The sequence below is a fragment of the Ralstonia flaminis genome (assembly GCF_958415495.1).
Taxonomy (GTDB): domain Bacteria; phylum Pseudomonadota; class Gammaproteobacteria; order Burkholderiales; family Burkholderiaceae; genus Ralstonia; species Ralstonia flaminis.
In genome coordinates this window covers 302,223-327,062 of sequence record NZ_CATZLL010000005.1, presented here as the reverse complement: position 1 = coordinate 327,062, position 24,840 = coordinate 302,223, and the positions used below count along the sequence as shown (strand labels likewise).

At 63.2% G+C, this 24,840-nt stretch carries 28 protein-coding genes and 1 tRNA gene; 17 read left to right on the top strand and 12 right to left on the bottom strand.

Annotated features, from left to right (window positions below; genetic code table 11):
• Positions 1-130: 130 nt before the first annotated feature.
• The 4 genes from R2N11_RS10365 (at position 131) to kdpE (ending at position 2,905) form a co-directional block, all read left to right on the top strand.
• Positions 131-206 (top strand) — tRNA-Arg (locus tag R2N11_RS10365).
• 193 nt (positions 207-399) lie between these two features.
• Positions 400-1,467: a histidinol-phosphate transaminase gene (gene hisC / locus R2N11_RS10360; protein WP_316681029.1), complete on the top strand. Its 1,068-nt coding sequence runs from the start codon at positions 400-402 to the stop codon at positions 1,465-1,467.
• Positions 1,468-1,813: 346 nt separating this feature from the next.
• A complete protein-coding gene (locus tag R2N11_RS10355) occupies positions 1,814-2,125 on the top strand; it encodes a high-potential iron-sulfur protein (protein WP_021197298.1) in 312 nt (103 codons plus the stop codon).
• 75 nt (positions 2,126-2,200) lie between these two features.
• Positions 2,201-2,905 (top strand): two-component system response regulator KdpE, encoded by a 705-nt coding sequence (gene kdpE, locus R2N11_RS10350; protein WP_199030645.1) that lies wholly within the window; start codon positions 2,201-2,203, stop codon positions 2,903-2,905.
• Positions 2,906-2,918: 13 nt separating this feature from the next.
• On the opposite strand, the gene R2N11_RS10345 is transcribed toward kdpE, so the two are convergent.
• Positions 2,919-3,917, bottom strand: coding sequence for a Bug family tripartite tricarboxylate transporter substrate binding protein (locus R2N11_RS10345; RefSeq protein ID WP_316681028.1), 999 nt, complete (start codon positions 3,915-3,917; stop codon positions 2,919-2,921).
• Between the two features lie 146 nt (positions 3,918-4,063).
• A complete protein-coding gene (locus R2N11_RS10340) occupies positions 4,064-5,194 on the bottom strand; it encodes a porin (RefSeq protein ID WP_199030643.1) in 1,131 nt (376 codons plus the stop codon).
• Between the two features lie 498 nt (positions 5,195-5,692).
• Between R2N11_RS10340 and R2N11_RS10335 the strand changes: the two genes are divergently transcribed.
• The gene (locus R2N11_RS10335; protein ID WP_199030642.1) at positions 5,693-5,977 is read left to right on the top strand and encodes a hypothetical protein; all 285 of its coding nucleotides are present in this window, start codon (positions 5,693-5,695) and stop codon (positions 5,975-5,977) included.
• A gap of 211 nt (positions 5,978-6,188) precedes the next feature.
• On the opposite strand, the gene R2N11_RS10330 is transcribed toward R2N11_RS10335, so the two are convergent.
• On the bottom strand, positions 6,189-7,499 hold the full coding sequence (locus R2N11_RS10330; protein ID WP_199030641.1) for a M20/M25/M40 family metallo-hydrolase: 1,311 nt from the start codon (positions 7,497-7,499) through the stop codon (positions 6,189-6,191).
• Positions 7,500-7,695: 196 nt separating this feature from the next.
• On the opposite strand from R2N11_RS10330, the gene R2N11_RS10325 reads away from it, so the two are divergent.
• Entirely contained in the window at positions 7,696-8,490 is a 795-nt protein-coding gene (locus R2N11_RS10325; protein WP_199030640.1) for a DUF1835 domain-containing protein, read from the top strand.
• Between the two features lie 169 nt (positions 8,491-8,659).
• Positions 8,660-9,424, top strand: a complete 765-nt coding sequence (locus tag R2N11_RS10320; RefSeq protein ID WP_316681027.1) for a cellulose 1,4-beta-cellobiosidase — start codon at positions 8,660-8,662, stop codon at positions 9,422-9,424.
• 27 nt (positions 9,425-9,451) lie between these two features.
• Here the strand turns inward: R2N11_RS10320 and kefC are convergent, their stop codons facing one another.
• Both kefC and kefF read right to left on the bottom strand, forming a co-directional pair.
• Positions 9,452-11,392, bottom strand: coding sequence for a glutathione-regulated potassium-efflux system protein KefC (gene kefC, locus R2N11_RS10315; RefSeq protein WP_199030639.1), 1,941 nt, complete (start codon positions 11,390-11,392; stop codon positions 9,452-9,454).
• 38 nt (positions 11,393-11,430) lie between these two features.
• Positions 11,431-11,988 carry a glutathione-regulated potassium-efflux system oxidoreductase KefF gene (kefF, locus tag R2N11_RS10310; RefSeq protein WP_316681026.1) on the bottom strand — a complete coding sequence of 186 codons (558 nt, stop codon included), beginning with the start codon at positions 11,986-11,988 and terminating at the stop codon, positions 11,431-11,433.
• 398 nt (positions 11,989-12,386) lie between these two features.
• On the opposite strand from kefF, the gene R2N11_RS10305 reads away from it, so the two are divergent.
• From R2N11_RS10305 to R2N11_RS10265, 9 genes are all read left to right on the top strand, one after another.
• A complete protein-coding gene (locus R2N11_RS10305; protein ID WP_048933405.1) occupies positions 12,387-13,082 on the top strand; it encodes a GNAT family N-acetyltransferase in 696 nt (231 codons plus the stop codon).
• 277 nt (positions 13,083-13,359) lie between these two features.
• The gene (locus tag R2N11_RS10300) at positions 13,360-14,979 is read left to right on the top strand and encodes a methyl-accepting chemotaxis protein (RefSeq protein WP_430715434.1); all 1,620 of its coding nucleotides are present in this window, start codon (positions 13,360-13,362) and stop codon (positions 14,977-14,979) included.
• Entirely contained in the window at positions 14,951-15,637 is a 687-nt protein-coding gene (gene cysC, locus R2N11_RS10295) for an adenylyl-sulfate kinase (RefSeq protein WP_430715433.1), read from the top strand. Before R2N11_RS10300 ends, cysC begins: the two co-directional genes overlap by 29 nt.
• Complete coding sequence (locus tag R2N11_RS10290) at positions 15,634-16,740, top strand: sulfotransferase family protein (RefSeq protein WP_199030637.1); 1,107 nt, start codon at positions 15,634-15,636, stop codon at positions 16,738-16,740. The genes cysC and R2N11_RS10290 overlap by 4 nt, the downstream gene beginning before the upstream one ends.
• Before the next feature lie 355 nt (positions 16,741-17,095).
• Complete coding sequence (locus R2N11_RS10285) at positions 17,096-17,515, top strand: VOC family protein (protein WP_316681068.1); 420 nt, start codon at positions 17,096-17,098, stop codon at positions 17,513-17,515.
• A gap of 26 nt (positions 17,516-17,541) precedes the next feature.
• Positions 17,542-17,709, top strand: coding sequence for a hypothetical protein (locus tag R2N11_RS10280; RefSeq protein WP_233176935.1), 168 nt, complete (start codon positions 17,542-17,544; stop codon positions 17,707-17,709).
• The gene (locus R2N11_RS10275; protein ID WP_316681023.1) at positions 17,700-18,122 is read left to right on the top strand and encodes a hypothetical protein; all 423 of its coding nucleotides are present in this window, start codon (positions 17,700-17,702) and stop codon (positions 18,120-18,122) included. Before R2N11_RS10280 ends, R2N11_RS10275 begins: the two co-directional genes overlap by 10 nt.
• Before the next feature lie 17 nt (positions 18,123-18,139).
• On the top strand, positions 18,140-18,589 hold the full coding sequence (locus R2N11_RS10270; RefSeq protein ID WP_316681022.1) for a hypothetical protein: 450 nt from the start codon (positions 18,140-18,142) through the stop codon (positions 18,587-18,589).
• A gap of 32 nt (positions 18,590-18,621) precedes the next feature.
• Positions 18,622-19,011 (top strand): SgcJ/EcaC family oxidoreductase, encoded by a 390-nt coding sequence (locus tag R2N11_RS10265; RefSeq protein WP_316681021.1) that lies wholly within the window; start codon positions 18,622-18,624, stop codon positions 19,009-19,011.
• Positions 19,012-19,314: 303 nt separating this feature from the next.
• On the opposite strand, the gene R2N11_RS10260 is transcribed toward R2N11_RS10265, so the two are convergent.
• Both R2N11_RS10260 and R2N11_RS10255 read right to left on the bottom strand, forming a co-directional pair.
• Complete coding sequence (locus R2N11_RS10260) at positions 19,315-20,253, bottom strand: 5'-nucleotidase (protein WP_199030632.1); 939 nt, start codon at positions 20,251-20,253, stop codon at positions 19,315-19,317.
• Between the two features lie 23 nt (positions 20,254-20,276).
• Positions 20,277-20,765 carry an Lrp/AsnC family transcriptional regulator gene (locus R2N11_RS10255; protein ID WP_021197282.1) on the bottom strand — a complete coding sequence of 163 codons (489 nt, stop codon included), beginning with the start codon at positions 20,763-20,765 and terminating at the stop codon, positions 20,277-20,279.
• 170 nt (positions 20,766-20,935) lie between these two features.
• Between R2N11_RS10255 and hppD the strand changes: the two genes are divergently transcribed.
• Entirely contained in the window at positions 20,936-22,042 is a 1,107-nt protein-coding gene (gene hppD, locus R2N11_RS10250) for a 4-hydroxyphenylpyruvate dioxygenase (protein ID WP_021197281.1), read from the top strand.
• Positions 22,043-22,102: 60 nt separating this feature from the next.
• On the opposite strand, the gene R2N11_RS10245 is transcribed toward hppD, so the two are convergent.
• The 5 genes from R2N11_RS10245 to R2N11_RS10225 all read right to left on the bottom strand — a co-directional run bounded on the left by R2N11_RS10245 (position 22,103) and on the right by R2N11_RS10225 (position 24,705).
• On the bottom strand, positions 22,103-22,411 hold the full coding sequence (locus R2N11_RS10245) for a nitrogen fixation protein NifQ (protein WP_316681020.1): 309 nt from the start codon (positions 22,409-22,411) through the stop codon (positions 22,103-22,105).
• 12 nt (positions 22,412-22,423) lie between these two features.
• The gene (locus R2N11_RS10240) at positions 22,424-22,687 is read right to left on the bottom strand and encodes a hypothetical protein (RefSeq protein WP_316681019.1); all 264 of its coding nucleotides are present in this window, start codon (positions 22,685-22,687) and stop codon (positions 22,424-22,426) included.
• 8 nt (positions 22,688-22,695) lie between these two features.
• Positions 22,696-23,115 carry a TOBE domain-containing protein gene (locus R2N11_RS10235; RefSeq protein ID WP_316681067.1) on the bottom strand — a complete coding sequence of 140 codons (420 nt, stop codon included), beginning with the start codon at positions 23,113-23,115 and terminating at the stop codon, positions 22,696-22,698.
• 163 nt (positions 23,116-23,278) lie between these two features.
• Positions 23,279-23,881, bottom strand: coding sequence for an EF-hand domain-containing protein (locus tag R2N11_RS10230; protein WP_199030630.1), 603 nt, complete (start codon positions 23,879-23,881; stop codon positions 23,279-23,281).
• 140 nt (positions 23,882-24,021) lie between these two features.
• Positions 24,022-24,705 carry a type II secretion system protein N gene (locus tag R2N11_RS10225; RefSeq protein WP_316681017.1) on the bottom strand — a complete coding sequence of 228 codons (684 nt, stop codon included), beginning with the start codon at positions 24,703-24,705 and terminating at the stop codon, positions 24,022-24,024.
• Between the last annotated feature and the right edge of the window lie 135 nt (positions 24,706-24,840).

Here is a 24,840-nt window from a genome sequence, read left to right as displayed (position 1 = left end):
CTTTTCGACCTGCGTCAAAAACCACTGGAAACGGCATTGCGTCGGGCGACGCGACCTGGGCGTGATGGACGCCCGAATGCAAATACGGTATCCTGCGGGGCTTCTCTTTCGGCGCGTTCTGTGCCGATATGCGCCCGTAGCTCAATGGATAGAGTACTGCCCTCCGAAGGCAGGGGTTGCTGGTTCGATCCCAGCCGGGCGCGCCAAACATTTACCGAATTGCGCAAATTTTTGCGGCGACACCTCACCTGAATCGCATTTTTGCCGCAGTCTATAGCGCCGCCGCCAAAACGTGGCGCCACGCATGATCAAGCCCCGTGCCCTGCCGTTTTTCGCGATCCCCCATTCCGCTGGTCGCCAATCAGGCACGCCGGAACCCCACCCGTCAGGAGTCGAGCAGTGAGCCGTTACTGGAGCGATGTGGTTCAGCAACTGGTGCCGTATGTGCCGGGCGAACAGCCAGCGCTTGCGCACCCGGTCAAGCTGAACACCAACGAAAATCCCTACCCACCGTCGCCGCGTGTCGTTGAGGCCATCGCCCGCGAACTGGGCGGCACGGGCAACAGCCTGCGCCGCTATCCCGATCCGCTGTCGCGCCGGCTGCGCGAGACGGTCGCTGCCCATCACGGCTTGCAGCCCGAACAGGTGTTCGCAGGCAACGGTTCGGACGAAGTGCTGGCGCACGTGTTCCATGCGCTGCTCAAGCACGACAAGCCGCTGCGCTTTCCTGACATCTCGTACAGCTTCTACCCGACCTACGCGCGACTGTACGGCGTGCAGTGCCAGGTAATTCCGCTGGCTGAGGATTTTTCGATCAACGTTGACGACTATCTGGGCGACGCGGGCGGCGTGCTGTTTCCGAACCCGAACGCGCCGACCGGCCACGCGCTACCGCTGGCGGAGATCGAGCGGATCGTCGCGGCCAACCCGTCGTCGGTGGTCGTGATCGACGAGGCGTATGTGGATTTCGGCGCCCAGTCGGCAATCACGCTCGTCGACCGCTATCCGAATCTGCTGGTCGTGCATACGACGTCCAAATCCCGCTCGCTGGCTGGCATGCGGGTCGGCTTTGCGTTTGGCCACGCGACGCTGATCGAAGCGCTCAACCGCGTGAAGGACAGCTTCAATTCGTACCCGCTGGATCGCCTTGCCCAAGTGGCAGCCCAGGCGGCTTACGAAGACGACGCCTACTTCCGCACCACCTGCGCACGCGTGATCGCCAGCCGCAATCGGCTGACGCAAGCCCTGCAAGCGCTGGGGTTCGAGGTCGTGCCGTCGGCCGCGAACTTCGTCTTCGCGCGGCATCCGGCACACGATGCCGCCACGCTTGCGGCCCGCCTGAAAGCGCAGGAGATCTTCGTGCGTCATTTCAAGCTGCCGCGCATCGACCAGCATCTGCGTATCACCGTCGGCAGCGATGACGAATGCGACGTATTCATCAAGGCGCTGCGCGATCTGCTGGCCTGACCCGTGCGACAAATTGCCATCCCCGGCGGGCAAGCGTCGACTGCCTCGATGAAGGCAGCCCACCCGATGGGGGATGGCAAGCCCCATTGCCGCGTCATTCCTCGGCCACACGGCGTACCGGCCACATGCGCTGACCGCATTACCGACTACCGAAGTCAGTGATTACTGCACGCAGGTATGGGGAACATTGACCAGACGCAGGTGCCTCCAGCCGATTGCTGTGCCAGAATGCACGAGCGGGAAAATGGCGCGCCGACGCCGTCCGCTGTCCCCTAGGGCGAGCCGGTGCTTGGGCGCCGGCGCAGCATGGGACGCCATACAACACACTCCCACAAAAGGAATCAGCATGTCCAATCGTCGTCAATTCCTGAAGAGCATCCCGATCGTGGCCGCCGCAGGCGCCGTCATGTCGATGTCGGATCTGGCACTGGCAGCACCGATGGTGGCGGAGACCGACCCGCAAGCCGCCGCCCTCGGCTACAAGGCCGACACCACCAAGGTCGACAAGGCCAAGTTCCCGAAGCACGCGGCAGATCAACACTGCGGCAACTGCGCCCTGTACCAAGGCGGTACGGCCGCACAAGGCGGCTGCCCGCTGTTCGCCGGCAAGGACGTTGCCAACAAGGGCTGGTGCAGCGCCTGGGCGAAGAAGGCCTAAGCCGCACGGCTGGCAATTCGCCAATGCAAACGGACCCTGCGGGGTCCGTTTTTGTTTTGCTGGCGCCGCTCTACAATGCGTGCCATGCCGTTCACATTCACGCCCACCGTCCTCGTCATCGACGACGAACCCCATATCCGCCGCTTCGTCCGCGCTGCGCTGGAGGAAGAAGGCTGCGAAGTCCATGAAGCCGACCGCGTCGAACGCGGCCTGATCGAGGCCGGCACACGCCAGCCGGATGCAGTGATCCTCGACCTTGGCCTGCCAGATGGCGACGGTATGCAGTTGATCCGCGAGTTGCGCACCTGGACGGAGGTGCCGGTGCTGGTGCTCTCGGCCCGCGTGGATGAACGCGACAAGATCGACGCGCTCGATGCCGGTGCGGATGACTACCTCACCAAACCCTTTGGCGTGGGCGAACTGATTGCGCGTCTACGCGTGCTGTTGCGGCGACACGCCAAGCGCGGTGAAGACGGCGGCAGCGTCATCCGCTTCGGCGAGGTGGAGGTGGATTTGGCGCGCCGCCTGGTCACCCGCAGCGGTGAGGCCGTGCACCTCACGCCGATCGAGTATCGCCTGCTGGCGGTGCTGCTAGGCCGGCGCGGCACTGTCATGACCCACCGCGAGTTGCTGCGCGAAGTCTGGGGCCCCGCGCACTCCGACAGCAGCCACTATCTGCGCATCTACATGGGCCACCTGCGCCACAAGCTTGAGCGCGACCCCGCTCGGCCCGAGTACCTGCTGACTGAGGTCGGCGTCGGGTACCGCTTCACAGCCTGATCGCGCCTGGGCCTTATTGCTCCTTGATGCCCGCAGCGCGCACGATGCGGCCATTGCTGTCGTATTCAGCGCGGATGGCGGCGGCAAACTGCTCAGGTGTGCCGCCGGCCGGCACCACGGCTGCCTGCGTGAGGCGATCACGCAAGTCCGGCGCCACGAGTGCCTTGTTGATCTCCATGTTCAGCCGCGCGATGACCGGTGCAGGCGTCTTGGCCGGCGCAAACACACCGAAGGTCGATGCCATATTGGCCTTGGCATAGCCAAGTTCGGCAAAGGTCGGCACGTTTGGCAGTGCATCGAGCCGGTGCGGCGCACCCACCGCAAGGGGGCGCAGCTTGCCGCTGGCGATATGCTGCATCAACGTCGGGCCAACGTTGGTCGACATCACCTCCACCTGCCCGCCCAGCGCATCCGTCAATTGCTGGCCACCGCCCTTGTACGGAATCAGCGTGATATCAACGCGCGCCTGCGTCTTGATCTGCTCCAGCGCCAGATGCCCCACCGTACCCAGGCCTGATGTTGACCAGCGGATCGAACCCGGCTTGGCGCGCGACTGGCTCAGCATGTCGGCAAAGCTCTTGCCCGTGAACGACGGCGTACCCAGCAGGATCATCGGCGCATACATGACGTTGGCCACGGGTGCGACGTCCTTCTGCGGGTCATACGGCAGTTTGCCGAAATGCGGGTTGAGCGTAAGCGGGCTCACCGAAGAAAACCCCAGCGTGTAGCCGTCGGGCGCAGCCTTGGCCACCGCATCCATGCCGATGCTGCCACCTGCGCCGGCGCGGTTCTCCACGACAACCGGCTGACCAAGCTGTGCCGAAAGCTTCTCACCCAGGGCACGTGCCACGTTGTCGGAAATCCCACCAGTCGGGTAGGCGACGATGATGCGGATCGGCTTGGCCGGATAGTCTTGCGCCCGCACAGGCACCGCAGCAAGCAACGAAACACCGGCACACAGCAGCGCAGCAGAAGCAATCAGACGACGACGGACGGAGCGTTCAGCAGTCATGGGCGCGCACGAAGGGAGGATTCAGAAAGTGCCATTGTAGGCGGATGCCCAGGCAGTCTCGCCCAGCCATATCAAGCAAGACGGCAAGGCAAAAGAAAAGGCGCCCGAAGGCGCCTTTTCCGTTCCCAATCGAGTGACTGCGTCGATTAGAAGATGTGGCGGATACCCACGCCAGCGCTGGTCTGGTTCGACTTGCCAGTGCCGGTTGCGTTGCCGCCACCCGACAGTTCCGGCAGCGCCGCGTCCTTGACCTTGTTGTAGTCGATCGTGCCATACACTTGCGTGCGCTTGGACAGAGCGTACTCGGCCAGCAGCACAGCGGTGTAGCGCTTGCCGTCGTTGCCAGCGGTCAGAGCAGCGTTGCTGATCTTGTCGTAGTAGAACGCGCCCGTCAGAGCCAGTGCCGGGGTGACTTGGTACGTCACGCCGCCCAGGCCAACCTTGTCACGACGCTTCGTGGCACCCGGGGTCAGGCCAGCACCCGTCGTGGCGTTGCCGTAGATGTTCAGGCCGAAAGCGCTGTTGCCAACGCAGTTCGAAGAGCTGTTCACGCAACCGGTGGCGTCGCTGCTGTCGATGTAGCCGAGGTACAGCTTTGCCGGTCCGATGGTGTAGTTACCGCCAATGCTCCACACGGTCTGCTTGTTGCCAGCCACATCCTTGTGTTGCTGGTACAGGCCGCCGATCAGGGCCGGGCCGAATTCATACGACAGAGCTGCGCCCACGTACTGGTTCTGGCTGGCGCTACCCGGCACTTCGCCGAAGCCGTAGCCCAAGCCAACGTACAGACCGTTGATCTTGTTCTCGTACTTCAGCATGTTCGATTCACGCAGGCCGGTCAGACCGTAGAACACCCACGAGTTGCCGTCGTAGTTACCCACGCCCAGCGGGTCGAAGTTGCCGCCCATCGTGAAGCCGAAGTTGTACTGACGACCCAGCGTGATGGTGCCCAGGTCCTTGTTCTGCAGACCCACGAACGACTGACGATTGAACAGCGTGCCCTTGCTGCTCATCGTGCCCGAATCGGAATTGAAGCCGCTTTCCAGCACGAACAGTGCTTTGTTGCCGCCACCCAGGTCTTCCGAGCCCTTCAGGCCCCAGCGGCTGTTCGACACAGCACCGCTTTCCATCTGGGTCACGCTGTTGCCAGCTTGGTTCGCGTTGTTGATGTAGTGAATGCTGGTATCGACAATACCGTACAGCGTCACGCTCGATTGGGCGTAGGCAGAACCTGCGAACAGGGCGCCAACTGCAACCAGAATGGCAGACTTTTTCATGTGGGCTCGTAATAAAAGAGTTGTCTCAAACCGCCCGCCCCCGTGTGCATGAGGTTGGGCTCCTCCGTTCCTTTGCTTCCGTGTCGGAAGTGCCGCGCAAATTTAACAAAAGCCCTTATGCGCGGCAAAGCAATTCACAGAATCGCTCCACCAAGTGTGGTAAGCGCGCATCGCTCTTAATGCGGCGCACCAAAACAGCCTCCGGCAAGGCTTGCCGGCTCGTTGCGCCCTGCTGTGGTGCACCAAGGCTGGCTCGCAGGCTTCCAACACTCCCTGTTTAGGCAAAAAGGTGGAGCCCCACCCCCGACAGTCCCGCCTTCAACGTGTTTATCAGCGTCATTCACGCTGACTTGCATCATTTCGGCGCTCACAACAAACCGTTCGTCGCACCACCGTGGATACAGCCATCCCACTGACCTACGCTTCAGGCCGTGGCAGGACAGTCAAAAGACCACGCCTTAAAACAGCATCGAAAATCAGTTGAAGAAGGAGTTCGCCATGCGACTCAAGCAGATTGGAATGGCCGCGCTGTTGGCGGCAGGTGCCCTGGCGGCAGGCAGCGCTTGGGCGCAGGCCAGCCGCGTGGAGGTGTTCGGTCAAGCCGCTCGTGCCGAACGCTTTGATGTCTATAGCGATGGCGCGCGCACCGGGCGCTTCGACACCTACACAGAAGGTGCGCGCAGCGGCCGTTTTGACCCGTACTCAGAAGGTGCACGCAGCGACCCGGCGGGCCGTTCGCGTGATGGCGGCGGCTCGGTCTACGGGTATCCGGTACCGAGCTGATACGGAGCTCGCGCGTTATCCCGCACGTTTGATCCGTTATCCGATTAAGGGCCGGTCTCCAGGCATCCTCCGTTATTACGCCTTTGGCCCATGCGGCCCCGCTGGTGTTGCGCCAGCGGGGCTTTTTCATCATTGGCGGTGCCCCAAAAAAACGGGACAGTGCCAGTCGACAGCCGTCCCGTTTCTACACCTGTGCGGATCGCGATGATCGTTACTTGGTCACACCCACACGATCGCGCGATACGTCCATCACCATGCGCGTGAGCAGGTACAGGCGCGGCACGATGGAGTTGAGATCCACATACTCGGCGTCATTCGAGTGCGCGCCAAAGCTGGCCAGACCAAAGCGCTCGATCACCGGGGCCTTGGTTTTGGAGGCGGCAAAGGCCGCATCCGTACCGCCACCCTCTGCCTTGTCATCAATCTCCAGCGTCTTGCCAAGCTCGCCGTAGATCTTCTGGGCGTGTTCGGCCAGCGCGCGCGAAGCCGGCGTGGCTTCCAGCGGCGGGCGACGGCGCTCGAACTTGGCGGTCACCTGCGTATCGGGGATCAGCTTGTTCTTGATGCGCTCGTTGACGGTCTCTTCCAGCTTGTCGGCATCGGCCGCGCGCAGCAGACGCACATCCGCCTGGGCGCTGGCGACCGCGGGGATCACGTTACGGTTGGTCCCCGCCTGCGACACCGTCCAGTTGACCTTCAGGCCGGTCTCCGGCTTGGACAGATCGCGCATCTGCAGCACCTGGTGCGACAACTCGTACAGCGCGTTGCGGCCCTGCTCCGGTGCACCACCTGCGTGTGAGGCCTTGCCCTTCACATCCAGCAGGATGGCGCCGATGCCGCTGGTGGCCAGCGACAGTTTGTCGGAGGTCACACGCGTGCCTTCGCACGAGAACACGGCATCCTGCTCGGCACCCAGCTTGGCCTGCATGGCACGCGCGCCCGGCGAGCTGATTTCTTCATCGCCATTGATGAGCACGGTGAGCGTGCCGTACTTCTTGAAGTTGACCGCCTGCAGGATTGCCACGGTGTGCAGGATGACGGCCACGCCGTTCTTGTCGTCGGCGATCCCCAGGCCGTAGGCGCGGTCGCCGTCGATACGGAATGGCTGCTGCGCGAGCATGCCCTTCAGGTACACCGTATCCATGTGTGCGATCAGCATGATGTTGCGCGTGCCTTCACCTTTGAAGCGCGCCAGCACCATCTTGCCGATCTTCTCGGGCGTGTCGGCCATGCGATACGCGTGGTCGCTCGGGTCGATCAGCTTGACGTCGCCACCCAGCAGGCGCAGGCGGTCGGCGATCACGCCGGCAATCTTGTCCAGGCCTTCGATGTCCTTGCTACCCGACTCGATCGACACCAGCGTCTTCATGGTGTCGATCAGTGCGGGCTTTTCCTGCTGGGCGCGCTTGTAGATTTCGGCAGGCGGCACAGCGGCGGCCTGACCCGCGGCCAACGCACCGACCATCGCTAGCGCCGCCAGCATGACTGGCCGCACTCCCCTCACCATCGACTTGGCTCTCATGGATGTTCCCTCACCTGTGTAGTTATGGTCTGCAACAAAATCGCGATTTTCGCACGCTCGCCTGATGGTTGCCTGGAGCCCCTCCCCCTTCTTCAGATAGGGCTCCTGATTCAACGCAAGGGAATATCGGCAGTGCTGCCTGAAAACGCACAAGAAACGAAAGCGCAGCACTAACACTGTCGCTACAATTGCCGCCATGCAATACATCCATGTCGTCAACGGCGATGTTGCCGGCGCCACGCTCAAGCAGGCGCTCGCACAGGCAGGCCGCCCCGATTCCGTCGTAGTGCTGCGCGACGACCTCGCCGTCGGGCCGCTGGCCGACGTCGATAGCGTTGCCATGGCGCGCTCGGGTTTCTGGCAGCGCGTGGCCCCCAACAGCAGCATCGACTTCGCCGCCGAAATGCGCGACGCACTTGCGTCACTGGCCGACGTGCGCGATGCCACGACCGAAGTGGCGATCTGGCACGGCCAGAGTGCGTCGGACCAGCTCATGCTGCGCCGGGTGGCGTTCCACCTGCATCAATCGCCGCAGCGGATCAACGAAGTCGGCATGGACGCCCGCGAGCTGGAAACGCCCAATGGCCAAGGGCCACTCACGGCCATCGGCATGTATTCGGGGGCGCGACTGGCGCGGCGGTTTTCGACCATTGCACCGGTATCGGTGCTGCGCATCGGTCGCCTGGCCTACGAGTGGCAGCAAACCGTGCGCGAGAACGCCGACGTGCGGCTGTGGAAAGGCAACACGCTGGTGCCGGTGTCGTATGCCACCGTCGACGAAGTGATCCTGGAGCACGTGCCGACCGACTGGGCCAGCGCACGCGACGTGGTTGGCAGCATCATGGGCGCCATCGATGGGCTGCTCGCCAGCGACTGGTTCGTCTTCTGGCGCTGCCGCGAACTGGTGGGCAGCGGCCAGTTGCTGCTGCGTGGCGAAGCCGACTCGCTCTCCACATGCGAACTGCGCCGCAATGTGAGTGTGGCGGCTTAGTTCGCGGTATTCAGTTCACCGCAATCGGGCCGTTGATCAGCCTGTCCAGAAGGAGCGCCTCAGAGCGCTCCTTTTTTGTTCACCCCGTCTTCTCAGTGTGTGCCTACAGGCTGGCAGGCTCCGGCCGTCAATCCAGAAGCAGACCAACCATCCCACTTCGGGGGCACACGTGGACATCTCTTCTCTCAGCAGCAGCACATCGCTGTACGCGACGAGCAGCCTCTCGTCGACCAGCGCGACCACCGCAACAACGGCCACCGCCACCAGCGACACGTCCGGCACCACCGGCACGACGCCGGTGCGCCACCATCGTCATCATGGCGGCGGCGGTGGCGGCGACTTCATGCAAGCGATCCAGCAGGCACTCAATCAGGTTGGCGTTTCGGATCCGTCGGCAATCTCGTCGACATCATCCACGTCATCGACAAGCGCGACCAGTGCCACCAGCGGCGTCAGCAGCACAGGCAGCACGACCGCCGCCAACGCCACCGACGGCTCGACCCCGCCGCCTCCGCCGCCCGACGGCGACGACTCGTCGGTCGGCAAGGACATCCACAAGCTCAAGCACGACCTGTTCGCCGCCCTGAAGAGCGCGAGCGGCAGCGACAGCACTTCCGGTACAAGCGGTGCGAGCGGCACCTCGGGCAGCTACGGCAGCGACCTGTCGTCGGGTCTGCAGAACCTGATCTCGCAGCTCAACAGCGGGGATACGTCGTCAAACAGCGCACTGTCGGCGCTGCAGTCGGATTTCCAGCAGCTCGTGGGCAACGTGTCGGGTGGCAGCTCCAGCAGCGCGGGGGCGGGTAGCGGCGGCGCTTCGTCGTCCGACAGCTCGGCGACGTTGCAGAACTTCCTGCAGCAGCTGGCCCAGAACCTGGGCGGTCAGTCCACCGCTTCGGTGGCGGTGGGCAGCAGCATCAACGTCTATAGCTGATCGGCGAATGCTGGCGGCGCGGGGGCGTCAGTCCTCGCGCCGAATGCCAGCGCGTGCCGGGCAATCGATCGGCGTAGCGGGTTCACTGCCGTCGATCTCGTTGGCGAGGTCGGCGTCGGGTTGGGACTCCGCCACATCGTCGTGTTCGTTGCCCTCGCCCCACGGCATGCCCGATTCACGCAGGCGTTTGCGCTGCGTGCGGTCGCGCTGGAACATCTCGGCCAGTTCATCGCGGCCCTGCTGGGCGAGCGACACGAGCTTCTTCTGATCGCGATAGACCGGGTAGACCTGGTCCATGGAGTTGAGCGTGTGACGGCGGAACGTCTGGGCAATGCGGTGCGCCTCATAAGGCTCCTTGCCCAGGCCCTCCAGCACGCGGCGGCCGAGCATCAACGAGCCCTCGAACATCTCCCGCTCGATCACCTCCACACCGCGATCACGCAACTGGTACACGTGCGACACGTTGCGCGCCCGTACGTACAGCGTCAGGTGGGGAAAGCGCTCGCGCACGCGGTCGACCACTTCCAGGTTGGTCTCCATGTCGTCGATGGCGACAACCATCATGCGCGCCTTGTCGGCACCAGCGGTTTCCAGCAGGTCCATGCGCGTGGCATCACCATAGAAAACCTTGAAGCCGAAGCGGCGCAGCATGTCGATCTGATCAGGATCGTGGTCGAGCACCGTGGCGCTGTAGCCTTGGCTGTAGAGCATGCGGCCGACGATCTGCCCGAAGCGGCCAAAGCCGGCAATGATGACTTGGTTGTCCTGCGGCTCAATGGCGTCAGGCGAGCGCTTCTTGCCGCTGGTCAGGCGCGGCACAAGGATCTTGTCGTGGAAGAGCAGCAGCAACGGTGTGGCCGCCATCGACAGGGCCACCACCAAATTCAGCGTGGCGGCCGTCTCGGCGCCCAGCACTTCGCCCGCCACGCTCGGCCCGAACACCACAAAGGCAAATTCACCACCCTGTGAGAGCAGGAACGCAAACAGCCACGCCTGCCCGCGCGCAATGCCAAAGCGCGTGGCCAGCAAGCGCAGTGCGCCAATCTTCACCACCAGGAAGACCACCACCAGCACCACCACCGCCAGCGGCTGGCGCATCAGCACGCCAAAGTCGATCGACATGCCGACCGCCAGGAAGAACAGCCCGAGCAGCAGTCCCTTGAACGGCTCGATGTCGGTTTCCAAAGCATGGCGGTACTCGGAATCGGCCAGCAGCACGCCGGCAATGAAGGCGCCCAGCGCCATCGACAACCCTACGCTGTGCATCAGCAGCGCAATGCCCACCACCAGCAGCAGCGAGAACGAGGTGAACATCTCGCGCATGTTGGTGCGGGCAATCGCACGCAGTACCGGCCGCAGCAGGGTACGCCCGCCAAAGATGACCGCCGCCACGACGCCCACCGCCCTGGCCGCCGCCATCCAATGGTGACCCTCGCCCGACCCTGCTGAATCCACCGCCAGCAGCGGCAGCAAGGCGATCATCGGGATGGCCGCAATGTCCTGGAACAGTAGGATGCCAAAGCTGGCCGAACCCGCCGGCGTGCGCATCAGGTTACGTTCAGTCAGTGTGGCCAGCGCAATAGCCGTGGACGACAACGCCAGCCCCAGCCCTGCCACCACCGCCGCACGCCACGGGTGGCCGACCGCCATCACCGCCAGCCCAACCATCAGCGCGCACACGGCCAACTGCAGCCCGCCGTATCCGAAGATGCTGCGCCGGAGCGACCACAGCCTTGCCGGCTCCAGCTCCAGCCCGATCACGAACATCATCAGGACGACGCCGAACTCGGAGAAATCCAGGATCGACTGCACGTTCGTGATGAGTCGCAGCCCCCACGGGCCGACGATCACCCCGGCCAGCAGATAACCGAGCACCGAACCCAGGCCAAGCCGTCGCGCCAGCGGCACGGCTGCCACGGCCGCAGCCAGATAGATGACGAAGTTGACGAGCAGGTCGTGCGATTGCATGGGCTGGCAAGAAACAGCGAATCGGAGAATCGGGAACGTCAGGCCGGGAAATCAGCGTCGTCCGGCAGCCACGGCTGCAGCGCGGCGCGCACCTGGGCGATATGGGCGTCAATGGCCTCCGGCGACGCATCATCAGCGTCGTGCAGCACGTGGGGCGGCTCCCACTGCATGCCGCACAGCGCGGCGGTCCGCTGCAGCGGCAGCAGGAACATGTCGAACGTGTAGCCGTGGGTGCCGGCCTGGCTATACGAGTGAGCACGGCCGCCCGTCGTGGCCAGCACCATCAGATGCTTGCCGCGCAAGGCGGTGCCGCCCGGCCCGTAGGCCCAGCCCATTTCCAGCACCACGTCCAGCCACTCCTTGAGCAGCGACGGCGTGGCGTACCACTGCACCGGAAACTGGAAGACGATCAGCTCGGCCGCCTCCACCGCTGCCTGCTCGATGCGCACGTCGATATCGAAATCGGGGTAGTGCCAGTAGAGGTCATGCATGGCCACGCCCGGCAGGCTGGCCAGCGCGCGCGCAAGCGGCTTGTTGGCACGCGAACGGCGCGGCGCAGGATGCGCGTAAATCACAAGAATGCGCGATGGAGTCATGGAAAGTCAGTAGACGGGGCGTCTTGAACGCGCATCTTCGCACGGCTATTGTTGAGCGGCGTTACAGGGCCCCGCAGGTGATGGAAGCCACCGGATGCATTTGCGCAAACCAAGCGGTTCCGGCGGCGCTTTTTGTGCAATACAGCAATAGCCGTTGTGAGTACACCACAGGCCTGGAAGCCGCGCTCGTCTGCGATAAATCAATGATTTGCCGGGAAATTCTGGCGAAAGCCTGACGCGAGTCTTACGGGAAATCCCTGATTGCCCTACAATAGCATGGTGCATTGCACAACACCCCGTTGCACCCAACTGCGTGCCCCGGAGGCGCCACCCGCGTCTCCCCTTCATCACCTCGTCGCCCTGCAAACAAGGGCGCATACAGAATAGGAAACGTTGTCGTGAACCCGCTCGAACTGAGCAAGGCCATCGGCGTCGTCACCCAGGACGACATCGACAAGACGGAAGCCGCGCAAGGTGCGCCGCGTTCCACCGTGCTGGTGCGCGAGCTTGCTGCGCACCACCGCTCGCGCCTGCTCAAACACCTGCTCGCACTGGGTCAGGAAGACCGCCTGCTGCGTTTCGGCCAGGTGGTGGGCGATCACGTCATCGAAGCGTACGTCGACAGCATCGACTTCGACCACGACAAGGTCTTTGGCGTCTACAACGAGCGCCTGGAACTGGTCGGCGTCGGCCACCTTGCCTACCTGCGCGACAACCCGCAAGGGCGCGTGGCGGAGTTTGGCGTGTCGGTGTCGGAGTCTGCGCGTGGCAAGGGCGTGGGCAGTGCGCTGTTCCAACGCGCCGCCATGCACGGCCAGAACACCAAGGTGCGTACGCTGTACATGCACTGCCTGTCGCGCAACGCGGCCATGATGCACATCGCCAAGAAGGCCGGCATGCGCGTGCAGTATGCGTACGGTGAGGCCGATGCCTATCTGGAACTGCCGCCCGCCGACACGATGAGCCTGCTGACCGAGGCCATCGACGAGCAAGTGGCCGACCTGGACTACCTGCTCAAGCGCAACCTGCGCGATGCACGCCGCTTCGGCCAGCGCTTCTGGCGCTCGCTGGTGCCGCAAAAGCGCACGGTCTGATCGCACCGTTACCCAGATGAAAAAACGCCCGGCTTTGACCGGGCATTTTTATTTGCGCAACCCGGCAATGTTTTGCGCAACCCAATGCACGTCAATTAATTCAACGCATATCTGTTGAAAATCACGCATTTATCCAGGGCGTAATTTTGTGATTCTCATTCGACGCGCAGATATTGATTTTCAGGATTTTGATTTAGTCCACTCAAGCTCCCGTCAAATGGTTCGTTACAGCAGTCGTTAATCAAACGCGACGGGGACAACCATGCGTTTCTCACACATGAAGGTAGCGACCCAACTGGCGTTGGGATTCGGCCTGACGATGAGCCTGCTTGTTCTCCTCACGGTATTCAGCCTGCAACGCATGTCGGATTTTCGGCGCCTGCTGGAAGAAACCACGGAGATCAACGCCGTGGAGGCCAAACTGGCCGCGCAAATGCATAACAGCGTGACCGAGCGTGCGCTGGCCTTCCGCAATATCGTGCTGCTGGAGCAGCGCGACGAAATCCAGCTCGAACTGAACCGCATTGAAAGCCAGGAACGTGAATACGCCGAGGCTGAAAACCATCTCGGCCGCATGTTCGACACCCTCCCCGATACCACGGCAGACGAGCGCGCCATGTTCACGCAGATCAAGCGCCAGGCTGAACTGGCCGCGCCCTTTATCGCGCGCACCAAGGCGTTGATCCTGGACGGCAAGAAGGACGAGGCCTACAAGCTGCTGCGCTTCGAGTTCCGCCCGGTGCAGCGCACCTGGTGGGATCTGCTCGCCAAGCTGCAGGCCTTTGAAGAGAAGCTCAACGACGAGAACACCGCCAAAGCCCGCGCAAGCTACACCGAAAGCCGCAACTGGCTGCTGGTGTTCAGCGGTCTGGCGCTGCTGGTCAGTCTGACGGCCAGCACGCTCATCACACGCGGGCTGATCCGCAAGCTGGGCGGCGAGCCCGGCACCGTGGCCGAGATTGCCGGGCAGATTGCCGGCGGCAACCTCGCCGTGGTCATCCACACCCGCAGCGACAACCAGGCAAGCCTGATGCACGCCATGAAGCGCATGCGCGACAGCCTGGCCGCGATTGCCGAGCAGGTGCACACCAGCACCGACACGCTGGCCACCGCCTCAGAGCAGATCGCCAGCGGCAACTTCGATCTATCGACCCGCACGCAAGAGCAGGCCTCCGCGCTGGAAGAGTGCGCCGCATCGATGGAAGAGCTCAATGCCACCGTCAAGCAGAACGCCGACCACGCGCGGCACGCCAACGAGCTCGCCACCACGGCGGCCGATGTGGCCTCGCAAGGCGGTTCGGTCGTGGCGCGCGTGGTCAACACCATGGGGTCGATCAGCGAATCGGCGCGCAAGGTGAGCGAGATCATCGGCGTGATCGACAGCATTGCGTTCCAGACCAACATCCTCGCGCTCAACGCAGCAGTGGAAGCCGCCCGCGCCGGCGAACAGGGTGCCGGCTTTGCCGTGGTCGCCAGCGAAGTGCGCGCGCTGGCGCAGCGCTCGGCCGCTGCCGCCAAAGAGATCAAGCTGCTGATTGGAGACTCGGTCAACCAGGTTGCGGCAGGCAACGCGCTGGTCGAACAGGCTGGCGCCACCATGCAGGACGTGGTGACCAGCATCCAGCGCGTGACGGCCATCATGAGCGAGATCATGGGTGCCACCGATGAGCAGGCCGGCGGCATCGACCAGATTCACCACGCCATCGCGCAAATGGACGAAGTCACGCAGCAGAACGCTGCCCTCGTCGAAGAGGCCGCCGCGGCAGCGGAATCGATGCGCGAGCAGACCACCCGTCTGGTGCGCGTGGTGAGCGTGTTCAAGCTGGCCGACCAGACGCAGAACATCGCTCCAGCGCAGCGCGTCGGCTATCACCAGCCCGCATTGCTGCCAGCCTGACGCGGAGGCTGCCGTGAAGCCCACCACCGCCGTCTCCGGCGCCGCCGCGCGCAACGTCTATTGGCACCCCAGTACGCTGGCCGACGATGCCCGAGCCCACCAGTTCGGCCACGCGCCGCTCACGCTGTGGCTCACGGGCCTGAGCGGCGCGGGCAAATCCACCCTCGCCTACGCGCTGGAGAAACGCCTGTACGAAGCACATCGGCATTGCGCGGTGCTCGACGGCGACAACCTGCGCCACCACCTGAACCACGATCTCGGCTTTACCGAGGCCGACCGCACCGAGAACCTGCGCCGCGCCGCCGAGGTGGCGCGGCTGATGAACGACGTCGGGCTCATCGTCATCACCGCGTTCATCTCGCCGCTGCGTAGCGATCGTGAAATGGCGCGCGAGATCATCGGCGCGGATCGGTTTGTGGAAGTGCACGTCTGCACCGCGCTCGACGTGTGCGAAGCGCGTGATCCGAAGGGTCTGTACGCCCGCGCACGCGGAGGACTGATCCCGCAATTCACTGGGGTGTCAGCACCGTACGAACTGCCGGCCGCGCCGTCACTGCGGCTCGATACCGGCGCGCTACCGCTGGCGGCCGCCACCGCCGCCTTGTGTGCGCATCTGGCCTCTTGGCTGGACATCCGTACACTGGAGACCACACGATGACCGCCCGCCCGCGCCCCGTCCTGATGATTCCGCTGCGCCGCTGCGGCAGCCATGCGTTGCGCCTGCGCCTGAACTTCAATCCGGCGTTCTACGCACCGTATCCACTGCATATCGTCGACTTCATGCCGTTGGTGCCGCTGTACGGCAACCTGGAAGACGACCGCGCCTACTTCCGCCTCGTCACCGACGTGGTCGGGCTGCAGGCGGCCAGCATGGTCAAGTGGCCCGGCATGGTGTTCGACCCGGTGGAGATTTTCGAAGCCCTGCGCGCTGAACCGCGCAGCGTGCACCGCGTGGTGTGGGAACTGTTGCTGCGCGCCGGCACCCAACACGGCGCTCGCGTGGTCATGGACAAGTCGCTCGACAGCGTGCACTACGCCGATGCGCTGATGACGCTGTTGCCCGACATGCGCTTCCTGAACGTGGTGCGCGATCCGCGCGCGCAGGTGGCATCCATGAACCGCGCCATCATCCACGACTTCGACACGCTGCTGAACACGCAGACCTGGGTGGCCGCGCACCGTGCTGCCAACGCGCTTATCGCCAAGCATCCGGAGCGCACGCTCACCCTCCGCTATGAAGATTTCCTGACCGATCAGGAAGCCTCGCTGCGCCGCGTGTGCACGTTCCTGGAGATCGAGTTCCTGCCGGACATGCTGGACGTATCGCGCTCGGCCGAAGCCCGGCAGATCTCGCAGCGCTCCGCGCTGTGGACGTCCAACTGCTTTGCGCCCATCACCGCGAACATCGACAAGTTCCACCAGCAGTTATCGCTGGACGAGATCGCACTCATCGAAACGCTCACCGGCGATGAGATGGCGCGCTACGGCTACACGCGCCTGACCGACGGCAACGCCGTCATCGAAACCGATGCGCTGGAAGCCGCGCGCACACGCTCCGAGGCCGCCCGCCAGACTGCCTGGCGCGCACTGGAGCACGATAACTATCGCGACTTCGTGCTGCGCCGCCACCGCGCCGACTTTCTGGCCAGCGTGCGCGAGCGGCTGATGCTGCAGGCCATGACGGCACTGGCCGCCAAACCCAAGCCGCCGTATCGGCTGGACGCGCTGCAGGATGCGGCGGCCTTTGAGGTGACGGACTAATCGTCAGCCAGGGGCAGCATCATTACCGACGCTGGCCGCCTTGCATCAACGCCTTGAGGATCAACTATTCTGGCAACGCGCCATCAAAGGCGCGGGCGGCCACCTTGAATGGCTTGCGCGAGCAGGAATCCGATGGGAACTGACATCGGCTTGATAGCGATATTCGATAGATATCGAATGCGTGTCGTATCGCTTCCATGGCTGCGCACCGCTCTCTCAATCGCTGCACCTCAGACCAGGAGTCACCGTGCAATTTGGATGGATTCGGCTAATCGCCCTTCACGTCATGGCCGCAGTGTTCTGGGCCGGTTCCACCTCCGTCGTCGCCGGTCACGTTGGCTGAAGGAGACTCGCCATAATTGCGCTTGATCACATCAGCCTGCGCGTGCGCGACCTCGCCCGCTCCATCACGTTCTACTCACAGGTGCTCGGCTTCCGACATGAGGGCCAACACGGGCCGTACGACATCATGCGCGTGAACGACGCCTTCACGCTCAACCTGCGCCAAGCCAGCGAACTGCATCACGAACACCTCGCCTTCAACATGGATCCCGAATCGTTCGATGCCGTCTTGGCGCGACTCGTGGAACGTCGCATCCCCTATGGCGGGTGGCCTTCCGAGATGGACAGCGGCATGCTCGGCGAAAGCGTTGGTGCCCGTGGGATCACCGATGTCGCCTACTTTGCGGACCCCGATGGACACACGCTGGAGCTCTGCTTCTACCCCGAACCCTGGAAGCCCCGACTCTTCACCAACACAAAGCAAGCTACGTAAAGGCCCCTTAACACGCGGCCGGCCAGGTGCTGAAGTACCGCAAGGCGGCCATGCGCAAGGTGATTACCGGCTGGCGGCCCATGACAACGCAAAACATTGCCGTGCTGTACAACCACGGCGACGCCGCCTATATCCGGAAGCTCGATTACGTGCTCACGCTCATCCCGAAGAACGGAACCGCTGCATGCAAGTAGGTCGCTCTCTTTTCACTACGATCGCCGTGGCGTTGCTGGCCGCGCAATCGGCCATGGCTGCAGAGTCGCTGACCGGAACCTTCCGTGGTGACGGCCGTGCGTGCTACGGCGCGCTGTTCGTCCGACCCAAGACCATCGAGTGGAATGCCAGCTTCTTCAAATGCGGCCCAACGCACTACAAGGTGATCGAGCAGGACCTGTCAGGCAACCATCCGCGTGCAGCGTTCAAGATTGAAGACCACCGCAAGCGCTGCGGCCTCGCCGTCATCGAGGTCTCCCACTACAGCGAGTTCTCGTGGAGCGTAAAGGGCTACCAGACGCTGGAGGCCTACCAGAAGCGCGAAGAACCCGGCTGGAAAGACTCAGCCGACCCTGCCCGCCAAGTCGCCTTGTGCGGCATGCGCAAGGAATAAGCACACGCGCCGCCGCCATGCAGCCGCTCCAACGCTTCAGCCTGGAGAAACACACCGGTCCGTATGAACAGTGGCCCGCGCGCACGCGCGTGCTCGTCGACGGCGTGCCGCACCCCACGCTCGCCATCCCCGGCTACGACCTGCTGCGGCAGTACAAGACCGATCTCGGCTTCGTGCTCATTACCGAGTACGACTGCCCGTTTGAAGAAGCCGTCTCCATCTCGCTCGTCACGCACGACCTGTCACGCGTGGTGGATACCGCCACCATCGGCGCGCCCTACGCCACGTTCTGGCTGGCCGATGTGCAGTGGATCGACGCCGAGCACTTTCGCCTGACCTGCGAAGGCGCCGTCGGCGACTGGCTGGTCACGCTGCGTGCGCGGCACATTCCGGTGTTGTCGCCGGCGGTTTTTATCAAGCGCCGAGTGACACCGCCGGTCAAGCCTGCGCAGCGCGTAGTAGAGTGAAAGACCTCGCTTTCACTGCCCCACGCACCGCCATGACCGACGACGAACGCGCCATCCGCAACGTAGTGGACACCTGGCTCGCTGCCAGCAAAGCAGGCGATCTGCCCACCGTGCTCAGCCTGATGACCGACGACGTGCTGTTCCTCACGCCCGGTCAGGCGCCCTTCGGCAAAGAGGCTTTCGCGGCCATGTCGAGCGGCATGAAGGATGCGCAGGTCGACGGCACCAGCGATATTCAGGAAGTGCAGGTGTTTGGCGATATCGCTTACCTGCGCAACGCGCTGCGCATTGTCATCACGATGCCTGATGGGAAGGTGGTGCGGCGCTCGGGGCAAACACTGACGATTCTGCGCAAGGAGGCGGATGGGAAGTGGCGGTTGGTGCGGGATGCGAATTTGGTGGTGGCTGAGGCGGCCGACTGATTCGATATGGTCTTCTTAGCCATCACCCCTGAAGGTTTGCAGCACGCGTTGCAACTCGCAAGCGGTTCGAATTTGCCGATTTGGTGCGGATCGGATGCAGTGTCCGATGCCGAGTACAGCAAGCTTGCTGGACGCAATGTCTCGCGGTTTGTCTATCCGCTGCGCGGCGCATCTGCAGAGGTTTTGCAAGGCGCTTTCGATACGATTGCGGAGCACCATCCTGGTGAGCAGGTGTGTCGAACATGCCCCTCGGCCTAGCCATTGATCAACGCCGCGACATCGCCACACGGCGCCATGCAAGAGCTATTGCGAGACCTTGCGATTGGCGATCCCGAAAGGAATGTGCACCATTGGGATATTCGCCACAGAGGACTTCAAGTGACTTAGCTGATCATCGAAATACATGTGGGGCTTCAGAATGGAAAGTATTCTCGCTTTATCCATGCCACCAAGAAAGAAGGATTCATCGGGCGATACTCCCCATGATTTCAAAGTGGTGACCACACGCTCGTGTGCCGGCGCATTGCGTGCGGTCACGATGGCTGTACGCACCAGCTTCTGATAGCCCGGCTCTTCCTTCACTCGCTTTTCTTCGAGTTTCTGCAAGAAAGCAAGCTTCATAAAGAGGTCGGCCAGCAACCCCGGCTGATGGGGTGTCTCCCGATGAGCTGACTCGTGAGCCTGGAATTCGTCTAAGTCGTTATTGCGCTTATATACGGACTCCGCTTCATCGTCGGCGATGACCCCGTCAAAGTCGAACGCAACCCTCAGTTCAGTGTCGAGTGCATCGTCATAGACCGTCGAAGGCAAGACCAAACCCGCCGGATAGTTCGCGTCGATCGACTGCTGAACGTCTGCCTCGTTTGCAGTCAGGAACAAGGATGCATTGAACGCGGGGACATACTCGTATGGAGAGCGCCCCGCCATGAACGCGGCGCGCGTGATATCAAGGCCATAGTGCTTGATGGAGCGAAACACGCGTAACCCAGTCTCCGGCGAGTTGCGGGACAACAGCACAACTTCTACCGGAGATTGCTTGGGGAAAACTCGATTGATGTGAAGGAATCGCCTGATAAACGGAAAAGCCACCCCCTTCGGAAAGGGTACATCCAGGTTCTTCTCTTGGTGTAGCCGATATTGTTCGACACCCTCAGTCCTATAGATCTCATCCGACTCTGCGAGATCAAACAACGCGCTGGACGCCACCCCAATCACTAGTTTTCGTTCTATTGGATAAGCCACTGTGTTGCCCCGCTAACCGCCCCTCAAACCACCACCGGCAACGCCGTCGTATCCTTAATCCGCTCCAGCGCAAAACTGCTCTTCACATCAATCACCGCCGGGTGCGCGAGCAGTTGGTCGCGGATGAACCGCGCAAAGTGGTCCATGTCTTCCACGAACACCTTGAGCAGGTAGTCCATCTCGCCGGTCATGGCATAGCACGTGACCACCTCGGGCCAGGTGGCGACGGCGGCGCGAAAGATATCGCCCGGCGCCTTGCCCTTGGGCGCCCCGCCCTGTTTCTCAAGCCGCACATTGATATAGGCCGACAGCCCCAGGCCGATCTTGCCCGGATCGAGCAGCGCGGCGTACTGGCGGATCACGCCGCTTTCCTCCAGGCGGCGGATGCGTCGCAAACACGGGCTGGGTGACAGGTTCACCCGCTCGGCGACTTCCAGATTGGTGAGGCGGCCGTTGTTCTGGAGGACTTCCAGGATCTTGCGGTCAATCTTGTCGAGTTCCACCTTGCTCATTTTGTTGCTCCGCACCAATTTATTCGGCAATTTTCTTGCGCAAATTTAGCAAGACGGGCACAACTTCGCAATTTTTGCGTAGAAGGACACTTCTACACTGCGAGGATCGTCAAAGCCCTGAGCGCCCTCCTCCTTGCAGTGAAGGCGCCGCCCCTGCAGGAGACATCGCCATGCAATTCACGCCTTGGGAAAACCCGATGGGCACCGCCGGTTTCGAGTTCATCGAATACGCCGCGCCGGACCCCGTTGCCATGGGCAAGCTGTTCGAGAACATGGGCTTTACCGCCATTGCGAAGCACCGCCACAAGAACGTGACGCTGTACCGCCAGGGCGACATCAACTTCATCATCAACGCCGAGCCGGATTCGTTCGCGCAGCGCTTTGCGCGCCTGCACGGCCCGTCGATCTGCGCCATCGCATTCCGCGTGCAAGACGCGGCCTTCGCTTACAAGCGCGCGCTGGAACTGGGCGCCTGGGGTTTCGACACCCACAGCGGCCCGATGGAACTGAACATCCCGGCCATCAAGGGCATCGGCGATTCGCTGATCTACCTGGTGGACCGCTGGACCGGCAAGAACGAAGCCAAGCCGGGCGACATCGGCAACATCAGCATCTACGACGTCGATTTCGTGCCGATTGCTGGCGCCAACCCGAACCCCACCGGGCACGGCCTGACCTACATCGACCACCTGACGCACAACGTCTACCGTGGCCGGATGAAGGAATGGGCCGAGTTTTACGAACGCTTCTTCAACTTCCGTGAAGTGCGCTACTTCGACATCGAAGGCCAGGTCACGGGCGTGAAGAGCAAGGCGATGACGAGCCCGTGCGGCAACATCCGCATCCCCATCAACGAGGAAGGGACGGAGAAGGCCGGTCAGATCCAGGAGTATCTGGACATGTACCACGGTGAGGGCATCCAACACATCGCGCTGGGTTCGACCAACCTGTCGGCCACGGTGGACGCGCTGCGCGGCAACGGCATCAAGCTGCTGGACACCATCGACACGTATTACGAACTGGTCGACAAGCGCATCCCCGGCCATGGCGAAGACGTGGCGGAACTGAAGAAGCGCAAGATCCTGATTGACGGTGCCCCGGGCGACCTGCTGCTGCAGATCTTCTCGGAAAACCAGCTTGGGCCGATCTTCTTCGAGTTCATCCAGCGCAAGGGCAACCAAGGTTTTGGCGAGGGTAACTTCAAGGCGCTGTTCGAGTCGATTGAACTCGACCAGATGCGCCGCGGCGTACTCAAGGCCGACGATCAGCCGGCCTGACGACCCTCACGTCAGGTTTGCTTCCTCCACACCCCGTTGGTTCGCCACCGGGGTGTTTTTTCATGTGCGCCGCGTGTTGTCTGCGGTGAGCACGGGGAAGCAGTGGCCGAAATCTTCGCAGCCGGGGCAACCGGGTGCGGGGCCCGGCAGACGGCCGTGCGCCAGCGCCACTTCCTGGGCGAGGAACGCCTTCCAGCGCAGGTTGGCCGTGTTGTGCGCGACAAGCGCGGGATAGTGGCGCGTGAGCAGATCGGTCACGTCGTCCCGGCCGGAGAGGCCGAGGTCGCGCCAGAGATGATCCGGCCGCAAGCATGCGGCAGCCAGGATGATGGCGAGGCAGCGTGTATCGGCGGCATGCGCCGGTGTCATGGGGTGATCAAACTACTGCAGCAACGCAATCAGTTCGTCCACAAACGGTGGCGCATCGGCCAACGGTTGCTCGGGCAGCGCATCGGCAAGGGTGGCACCGGGAAAGTGCCGCGTCATCAGCGCTGCAAAATCTGCATGGCCGAGGCCGAGCCCCGTCAGGTCACCCGCCTCAAGCCGCACCGCAATCAGGCGGGCGAACAGCCCCGTATCAGGCGCATGCGGATTACGTGCTCCGGCAAGCAGTCGGTTCAACGCGGCCAGTTGCGGTATGGGCATCGCGCGGATCAGTCCACCGCCAGAATCACGCTCGACGCCTTGATGACGGCCGCTGCCGGCTTGCCGGTCGCCAGCCCCAGGCGCGCCACGCTGTCGTTGGTGATGATGGCGGCAATCTCCAGCCCGCCCGCCGAGATGGTCACGTCCGAGTTGACGGCACCGGCCTTGATGCACGACACCGCGCCAACGAACACGTTGCGCGCCGACACCTTGGCCGGGTCCGCATCCACCATCACGATCACGGAAGACGCCTTGATAAGCGCGCAAGCCTTACCGCCCACCGCCAGCCCGAGCGACTTGCTGCTCTCCTGTGTGATGACCGCCACGACCGATGCGTTGCCGACCTTGAGGGTCACTTCGTCATTGACGGCGCCCGACTGGATAGCGGTGATTTCGCCCGAGAAGTGATTGCGCGCGCTGGTCTTCATGGTCGATACCTCTGTTGCATGGTTCAGTGACATTCCACTGTAGCCAAACCGACGCATTGCGGTATCGCGCCGGGCTGATGATGTGGATTGGCGGTGCAAGTGGCGCAGGCAATAAAAACGGCGCCCGAAGGCGCCGTTGGCTGCATGCAATGCGAGAGCGCGCTTATTCGCCCTTGGTGGCCGACGGGCCGCCCGGCATGGCTGCTGCTGCCGGCGTGTTCTTCTGCGCCTTGCGGGCGTCGTGGTGCGCCTTCATGTACGCACGGATCTCGTCTTCCGTGACCTTGCCGTCGTGGTTGGCATCGATCTGGTCGAAGTTCTTGGCCAGGCGCGGCATGCCGGCCTGCATTTCGTCCTTCGTCAGGGCGCCGTCGCCGTTCTTGTCGGCGGCCTTGAACTTGGCGTCGAAGCGCTGGGCCATCTTTTCGCGCATTTCACCGTGATGGGCCTTGCGCCAGGCGGCCAGCTCTTCCTTGCTGATCTGGCCGTCGTGGTTGGTGTCGATCTGGTCGAAGTTCTTTTCCAGCCAGGCGTGGCCCTTGGCCTCGTCGCGGGAGATCTGGCCGTCGCCGTTGGTGTCGAGGGCCTTGAAGCCGCCACGGTGAGCCGGCTTTGCAGCACGGGCGGAGGTACTCGGGGCCTGGGCGGCTGCGGGTGCCTGCGCGGCGGGTGCGCTGGCGTCCTGGGCGCGGGCGTTCATGCCCGACATGGCCAGGAACAGGGCCGAAGTTGCGAGGAAAGCGTGGACAGCACGTTTGTTGGTCATGGTCAGCTCCTTTTCACATGGACTGTGTAACGGATTAGAACCCGACAATGCCGTCACGTTGCCGGGTTTTACACGCTGTTACCCCGATCACACGCGCTGTAATATGCGCGCCCGGTCACGCCAGGCGCTGCTGTGTGGGCTTACTGATCGCCGCCAGGCTGCGGTGTATCGCCCTTGCGGGCGGCAGCGGCAGCCCGATGGCGCGGGCCGGTGATGCCGCCCTGGCTGGCAGCCTCATCGCCCATGTTCATCTGGGCCGGAGCGATGGGCAGCATGGCGCCCGGCATCGTGGTATTGGCCGGGTTGTTGGGCACGGCGGGTGCTGGCGGTGCAACAGGCGTTGCCAGCGGAGCAGCGGCGCCCGACGGCGGCAGCGGTTGAGACGGTGCGTTGCGGTTGGCGGGCGAGATGCCGGCCACGACGGCGCTGGCCGGCAGCGGGATCTCCTGGCGTGCGCCGTTGCGCTCGATCACCACGGAGCGCGCCTTGATCTCCACCAGCTTCAGGTTGGAGGACAGCGACTTGCCGGCACGCACGGCCTGCGGCGGGCCGCCGTCCACCGAGACGATGGCAGCGCCCGTGCCATCGGCCAGATCAGCCACCACGCCGGCCACCTGCACGTCGCGCGGGCCGGTCTGCGGGCCGCCGCCGAAGAGCGTGACCGAGGCGCCGGTCTCCAGCGCGTCGGTCTGCGCAACGCGGGCCTCGCGCGGCACGGACAGCGAGCGCAGCGACGACAGTGTCAGAACCCAGTGCGTCAACAGCGCACACAGGGCAGCAAACAGTACGAGACTGAGCAGGCGGGACGACTGTTGAGCGTTCATGAAACGTGGTGATGCGCCGTGAGAATTCACTGATTCTATCCGCCCTTCATGCCGGTTCGATGAACAGCTTGGAGGGCCCGTTCTAAACGTATGCGCGGCACGACCCCGCCGCACAATCTATGGTCATATGTCACG